6 protein-coding genes are annotated in these 6,614 nt (G+C 67.9%); 1 reads left to right on the top strand and 5 read right to left on the bottom strand.

Annotation, left to right across the window (positions count from 1 at the left end):
- From VEB62_RS06340 to VEB62_RS06320, 5 genes are all read right to left on the bottom strand, one after another.
- Window positions 1-1,167 (bottom strand): CHASE3 domain-containing protein (locus VEB62_RS06340; RefSeq protein ID WP_324796923.1); only part of this gene is annotated, 1,167 nt, incomplete at its 3' end.
- Between the two features lie 46 nt (window positions 1,168-1,213).
- Window positions 1,214-1,927, bottom strand: coding sequence for a TorF family putative porin (locus tag VEB62_RS06335; protein WP_324796921.1), 714 nt, complete (start codon window positions 1,925-1,927; stop codon window positions 1,214-1,216).
- A gap of 218 nt (window positions 1,928-2,145) precedes the next feature.
- Window positions 2,146-2,784, bottom strand: a complete 639-nt coding sequence (locus VEB62_RS06330) for a response regulator transcription factor (protein WP_324796919.1) — start codon at window positions 2,782-2,784, stop codon at window positions 2,146-2,148.
- Window positions 2,781-4,238: a sensor histidine kinase gene (locus VEB62_RS06325; protein WP_324796916.1), complete on the bottom strand. Its 1,458-nt coding sequence runs from the start codon at window positions 4,236-4,238 to the stop codon at window positions 2,781-2,783. The genes VEB62_RS06330 and VEB62_RS06325 overlap by 4 nt, the downstream gene beginning before the upstream one ends.
- A 309-nt stretch (window positions 4,239-4,547) precedes the next feature.
- Window positions 4,548-5,225, bottom strand: a complete 678-nt coding sequence (locus VEB62_RS06320; protein ID WP_324796914.1) for a TorF family putative porin — start codon at window positions 5,223-5,225, stop codon at window positions 4,548-4,550.
- A 234-nt stretch (window positions 5,226-5,459) separates the two neighbouring features.
- Between VEB62_RS06320 and VEB62_RS06315 the strand changes: the two genes are divergently transcribed.
- On the top strand, window positions 5,460-6,614 hold a 1,155-nt coding region (locus VEB62_RS06315), incomplete at its 3' end, for a Tar ligand binding domain-containing protein (RefSeq protein ID WP_324796911.1).

The following is a 6,614-nucleotide window of genomic DNA, read 5'->3' as shown; positions in this document are numbered from 1 at the left end:
GGCGGTGATCTCGTCCAGCGCGGCGGCGGTTTCCTCCAGCGAGGCGGCCTGCTGCTCGGTGCGGCGCGACAGGTCGTCGGCGGCCTGGCTGATCTCCCCGGCCCCCGAACGGATGGCCGAGACATTGGAGACCACCACCGACATGGCTTCCTCGAGCTGTTCGATGGCTCGATTGAAGTCCTCCTTCAAGCGAGCGGCCCTGGGCGCCACCTCGGCCGTGAACCGGTGGGTCAGATCGCCGGCCGCCATGGCCGCCAGCCCATTGCCCAAGGCCGTGATCGCGATCTGGTCTTCCTCGGCGGCCCGGGCTTTCTCGGCCTCGTTACGGGCCCGTTCGGCCTCGGCCGCCTCGCGATGAGCGACGGCCTCGGCCTCCACCCTCAGCTTGTCCACCGCGGCGTCGCGGAAGGCGAGAATGGCTATTCCGAACTGACCGAACTCGTCCTTGCGCCGGGCGCTCGAAACCTCGATCGAGGTGTCTCCCGCCATCAGGCGCTGCATGTCGCCGATAAGGTTCTGGATCGGCTTGACCAGGGCGCGCGTGATGACCCAGCCGGCCCCGACGGCGATCAAGGTGGCGGCGGCCAGTCCGACAATCAGCGCGATCAGGGCGTTCCGGCCGGCGTCCTTCTGGTCTTTTATGGCCGCGTCGAGGTGCGCGGCGTTGACCGTCTTGATGGCGTCCATCGCATCTTCCGCCTTGCCGATATACTCGTCGGCGACACTGTCGCGGCCGACCATGGCGAGCGCCTGGGCGTGGGTGGCCGGGTTGGCCGCGAGTCGGCCGCCGGGCACCACCGCCTTCTCGAACCACTCATCCGCCGCGGCCTCCGTCGCATTCGCCCGGGCGTCCACATCCGCGTCGGCCCTGTTGCGCAGATCATCCAGCGCCTTCTTGAAGTCGGCGCGGTGGGCGTCGAGGCGCTGCAGGTAGTAGGGGTCGCCCGAAATCAGGTATCCGCGGAAGCTGTTCTCCTGCCGGCCCAGCTTCAGCTCAGCCAGGGCCGTATCGCGCATCGCCTGGTTGGCGTTTGCCCGGTTCACGCCTGCGTGCTGGATGGCGTTCAGGTTGGGAAAGATGACCCCGCCCATGGCGGCGATCGCCAGCAGCACGGCGGAGAAGGCGACGGCGAGCTTTCGGCTGACGGACAGATTGGTGAGCGACACGGTGGTTTTCCTTCGATAGCGGGCGGCGGACGCAGCGAAAACGGGATCAGAAAGACAGGGCGAGAGAGCCGACCAGGCGGCCTTCGTAGGCCTCGCCGAAGCTGTGGCCGTCGGTGTCGAACCAACGGACGTCGAGGGTGACGTTGTCGGTGAGCTTGCGCTTCATACCGGCATTCCAGGCGACGTATTCGGCGCCGCCGTCCGCCAGGCGATCGGCTACGGCCGCCGTCGCCTTTGTCTTGCTGTCGAGGGCGACGCCGCCCTGCAGCTCGATCCACCAGGCCTCCCGCGTGGAGCCGGCGCCGTCCGGCGTATAGTTGACGCGCAGACGGGTGCTGACGGGTCCCAGCTTGCGCGAGGCGTCAGCCTGGTATTCCCAATAGTTTCTGTCGTAGCCCGGATTGCTGCCCGGCAGATCCCGGTTCATCACCTGCAGGTCGAACTCGAAGCCGGCGAACTCGGGCCGGTAGCCGACAGCGCTGATCACCTCGGCGTCGGCGCCCGAGCCGAGTTTCGCGGTCGAGGCGAAGACGCTGGCGTAGAAGCCGCCGCTCCCGACCTCGACGGAACCGGACACGCTCGGCTCCCCGTCGCTCTTGCCGAGGCCCTTGCCGACGTACTCGCTGGCGACGCCGACCTGGCCCTCGAAGGATTGGGCGGCCGCCGCGGCCGGAAGCGCGCAGACCGCGAGCAGCCCGGCGAGGATCGGCAGCCGGGTGAACCGGGCGCGGCGGGAAACGGTGGCGGGGTAAAAAGGCATCGGTCTATCCAGGATGATTTCATCCCGATTGGCCCGGTGTCTGAATAAATATTCTAAACCGCAGAATACGTATGGTTACCTACATCAGCGGTCTGACGGCGCTGCGGATCGGGCGCCCGGGCGGCGGGAACGACGCCATGACGGGCTGGGGCCGAGGGGATGATCCGACAGTCCCGACGTCTGGAACGCCCGGTTCCACGGCAAATCCGGGCCGACCTTCAGGTCCTCGCGAAGGCATCGGCCGCGTAGCCCGGCGCCACCTTCAGTCCCGCCCGGATCAACGCCGAAAGGGTGTCAGCCTCCATCTTCTCCATCACCTTCGCGCGGAAGATCTCCACCGTTCGGGGACTGATCTGCATGTCATTGGCGATGTGTTTGTTCGTGCGCCCCTGAACCAGGGCCTGAAAGACCTCCCGCTCGCGGGGCGTCAGGCGCGCCAGCCGTCGGGCCGCGACCTCGACTTCAGCCCTGTGCAGCAACAGGTCGTCCAGGTGGGCGAAGCTGCCGCGCACGACTTCGAGCAGCCTGTTCGGTTCGAACGGCTTCTCGATATAGTCGACCACACCCGCCTTCATCAGCTGAACGGCCAGGGGCACCTCGGCGTGTCCCGTAATGACCACTATGGGCCACGCGTCCCCCTTGAGCGCCTTCAACCGCCGGACCACCTCGGCGCCGTCCATCCCGGGCATGCGCACGTCGGTTATGACGCACGCCGACGGCACGTCCGGGAGATTGTCGAAGAAATGGACGCCGCTGGCGAAAGCCCGCGCGCGGACGCCGTGGGCGCGCAGAAGGCAGAGGACGGAATCCCGGATGGCTTCGTCGTCGTCGATCACGAACACGGAATGGTCGCTCATGCGTCCTCAAGCTCCTGTTCCCGCAGCAGGCTGAATGAAAAGGCGGCTCCGCCCAGGGCGCTGTCCTCCACTTTCAGGACGCCGCCGTGGCTTTCTACGATGGTCCGCGTAACAGAAAGGCCGAGGCCCATGCCGCCGGTCTTGGTGGTCATCAGCGGCCGGAAGATGGTTTCAAGCTCCTCCGCGGGGATGCCGGACCCATTGTCTTCCACCCGAACCTCGTAGCGCTCGTCGGACACCGCGCACCCCATGATCGAGATTCGCGCGTCGGGTCGGTCCGAGACGGCCTCGGCGGCGTTGCGGACGAGGTTGACCATTGCCTGCTGGAACTGGATCCGCTCCGCTCTCACCCGATCGTTGGCGCCGTCCAGGCCGATCTCGACCCGCACGGCGCCCGCCCGCTCGATCATGCCGAAGACGCCCTTGAGGTCCGCCACCATTGAGGAAACCCGCTCGACGCCGAGGCTCCGGCTTTCGTGGGCGAGCAGTTCGCGCATGCGCCGGATGATGTCGCCCGCGCGCAGCAACTGGACCTTGGCGAGATCGATCGTCCGGCTGGCGCTTTCGCCCATCAGTCCGGCCTTCTCGACGTCGATCTGACTGACCTGAAGATAGGTGGCGGCGGCGGCCAGCGGCTGGTTGAGCTCGTGAGCCAGGGATGCGGCCATTTCACCCAGCGAGTTCAGACGCCAGACCCGGTTGAGCTGGGTGTGCAGGTCCCGGGCCCGTTCGTCAGCCAGATGGGCCTGGGTCAGGTCCGCCAGACAGAGTACGGCGTGGCTGTTCGCATAGTCCCCCGGCAGGAATCCGGCCTGGATGCTCAGCGGAACGGTTCCGTTGCCGCGGCGGCAGGTCCAGGCGCGATCGTTCTCGCCGGCGAGGGCTTCGCGCCCGGTATGGAAGTCCGCGAGATCGAAGTCATCGACGATCGACCCGAAAGCCCGACCCGTCGCGTCCGCTTCCGCGATTCCCAGCAAGGTGCAGGCGAACGGGGTCAGGAACTGGATTCGGCCGGCGCGATCCAGCACGACGACCGGCATGGAGGCGAGGATGGTCTCGAGCATTTCCTCGCGATGGGCCAGCCGACGCGACAGTTCACCGGTGCGATGGCGGTAAGCGCGCAGACTCCAGCACAGTTCGGCGATCAGCCACGTCACCAGCACGAACAGGGTCGCGTCAACGGCGGCTTCGAGGGCGCTCACCCGGGCGACCAGAGGCAGATTGGCGGCGATGGCCAGGGCGATCGCGAACGCGGTGGCCCTGCGGCCGCCGACCGCAGCGGTGGCGACCACGGCCGGCACCATAGGCAGGTAGTGGAAATGGCCGACGAGCTCGAACGCCCCGCGCAGCAGCACCGCGACCGAGACCGCCGCGATCGCCACCACGAAGCCCCCGCCGCGGCGCCGCAGGATCGCCAGGACGGACGCCCAGAGCGCCGGGATTACAGACGACAAAGATGACAACAGGCAAGCCTACGGACGCGAAAACACGCGCTGTCCGTTCCATACACTCCGATTCTGATTCACCAAACATGGTTAACGGCCGGGCCCACGCGGGCATGCCCTGGCCGAACGTACCCCACGCGGGCTGCGACGGAGGGCCCGGGCGCGCGGCCGGCCCCGGCGCGACCCGCGCCCCGCGCGGCGGTCAGGAAGAGCGACCCAACGCCGGGGCCCGCCGGACCGGCATTGATAGCGGGCGCTGGCGTGGGAGCGAGCCCCTCGCCGGTCTGGTTCAGCGCGCCGGAGCCTGGGAGGCGCGGGTCAGTATGCGGCCTTCAGGCTGACGACCGCGCGACCGTCATACGCGGTCCCGAAGCCGTGCTGGTCGGTGTCGTGGTATCGCAAGTCCAGGGTCAGATGCCCGGTCAGGTCATAGGCGGCGCCGATATTCCAGGTCGTGTAGTCGAGATCCGAGGAGACGTACTGTCGTCCCACGCCTCCGGATACGGTCCACCGGTCAGCCGGGTCGAAGGCGGCGTTCGCCTCCACATAGGTCGCCTCGTCCTCTGTGGCGCCGAAGAAGTCCGGCGACCACCAGACGGCGACGCCCACCGTGGCGGGGCCGGCCGCGCGCGAGGCGGCGACCTTGATCTCCGCATAGTCGTAGTCGGCGTCCGTCGGCGGATCGACGTACAGGTAGCCGAAGGCCCCGACATCCCAGTCCCATCCGGCGAACTCGCGCCTGACGCCGGCGTAGAGGTCGACCTCGGCCGCGGTGTCGTCGCCAAAATCGACGTTCGACGCCCAGGCGCCGGCGTAGACCGCGTCTCCCACGTCGACGCCGGCCGAGATCGCCGGATCGCCCTGGGTCTGGCTAACGCCGCGGAACACGTAGTCGCTCGAGACGGCCGCATTGAACGCGACAGGCGGGGCGTCGCGATCCTGGGCGGCGGAGGGCGCGGCGGACGCCAGAAGGGCCCCCACGAGGACCGGCGCCACGAGGTTGAGACACGGGAATGCGGGGCGAGGTCTCGACGACATGCGAGGTCCGTGTGTGGTGAATACGCCGTCCGTTGTTCGCCCGAAAGGTTGCGAGAGTATGCGCCGCTCACTGAGGAATATTACGCATACCGGCGTTAAACCGTCTTTCATGACCGGGGCCGCTAAACCCTCGATCGTTGGGTGAGCTCCGGTCCGTGGTCGAAGGCGCCCAGTGTACGGGGGGACTGACGGATGAAGTGGACCATCAAGACTCGACTCATCGGCTGCCTGGTCGCGCTTGGCGTCGGCCTGGTTGCGATCGGCGGCAGCAGCTGGATGTCGGCGACGACGGCCGGCGGGCAGATCAAGTCGATCATCGCCGACCGCGTCGTGCCCCTGCAGCAACTCAAGATCGCCAGCGACATGTACGCGGTGAACATCGTCGATACGGTCCACAAGACCCGCTCCGGCGCCTTCGACACCCGGGAGGCCCTGGCCAGCGTCGCCCAGGCCCGGGAGGCCATCGAGCAGAACTGGAGCGCCTACACGGCCACCCGCATGACGCCCGAGGAGGAAACCCTCGTGGCCAGGGTCACGGCCGATCTGCCGGCGGCGGACGCCGCGGTGGTCCGGCTGGAAACGATCCTGCGCGCGGGCGACATTGCGGCGCTCGAGGCGTTTGCCGACCAGGAACTCTACGACGCCATCGACCCGGTGACCGCTTCGATCGGCGCGCTGGTCGACCTGCAGATCCGCGTCGCCCGGGAAGACGGCCTGGCGGCCCAGAAGGCCTTCGACATCTCCATGATGGTGATGGGCGGCATCGGCCTGATTGCGCTGGGGATCATGGCGTTCACGACGCGCTTTGTCCTCGTGGGCGTTACCGGCCCCCTGCAGTCGATGACCTCCGCCATGCGCCGCCTGGCCGGAGGTGACCACGCCACGGAGGTGCCCGCTGTTGGTCGCCGCGACGAACTCGGCGAGATGGCCGACGCGGTGATCGTCTTCCGCGACGCCGCCATCGCCAAGATCAAGGCCGACGCCGAACTCGTCGAGACCAAGGCCCGGGCTGACCGGGAGCAGAAGGCCACCAGCGAGGCGGCCATCCGCGAGCAGCAGACCCTGGTGGTCCAGTCGTTCGGCGTCGCCCTGTCGCGCCTGGCGGAAGGCGAGCTCACCTACCGGCTGGATTGCGATCTTCCTCCCGAATACGTCCAGCTCCGCGACGACTTCAACACGGCGATGGAGTCGCTCCAGGAGGCCATTTCGGTGGTGGTCTCCAATGTCTCGGCCATCCGTTCGGGGGCCGGGGAGATCAGCCAGGCCGCCGACGACCTGTCGCGCCGCACCGAGCAGCAGGCCGCCTCGCTGGAGGAAACCGCCGCCGCGCTGGACGAGATCACCGCC

This window comes from Brevundimonas sp. (assembly GCF_035626975.1).
GTDB lineage: Bacteria > Pseudomonadota > Alphaproteobacteria > Caulobacterales > Caulobacteraceae > Brevundimonas.
Note: the sequence above shows the minus strand (reverse complement) of the source record. Positions and strands in the feature narration are given on the sequence as shown.

What these genes read in the sequence shown, in the direction of transcription:
- VEB62_RS06330 (WP_324796919.1), bottom strand. Translation starts at nt 2,784, where the DNA reads ATGAGCGACCATTCCGTGTTCGTGATCGACGACGACGAAGCCATCCGG.
- VEB62_RS06335 (WP_324796921.1), bottom strand. Translation starts at nt 1,927, where the DNA reads ATGCCTTTTTACCCCGCCACCGTTTCCCGCCGCGCCCGGTTCACCCGG.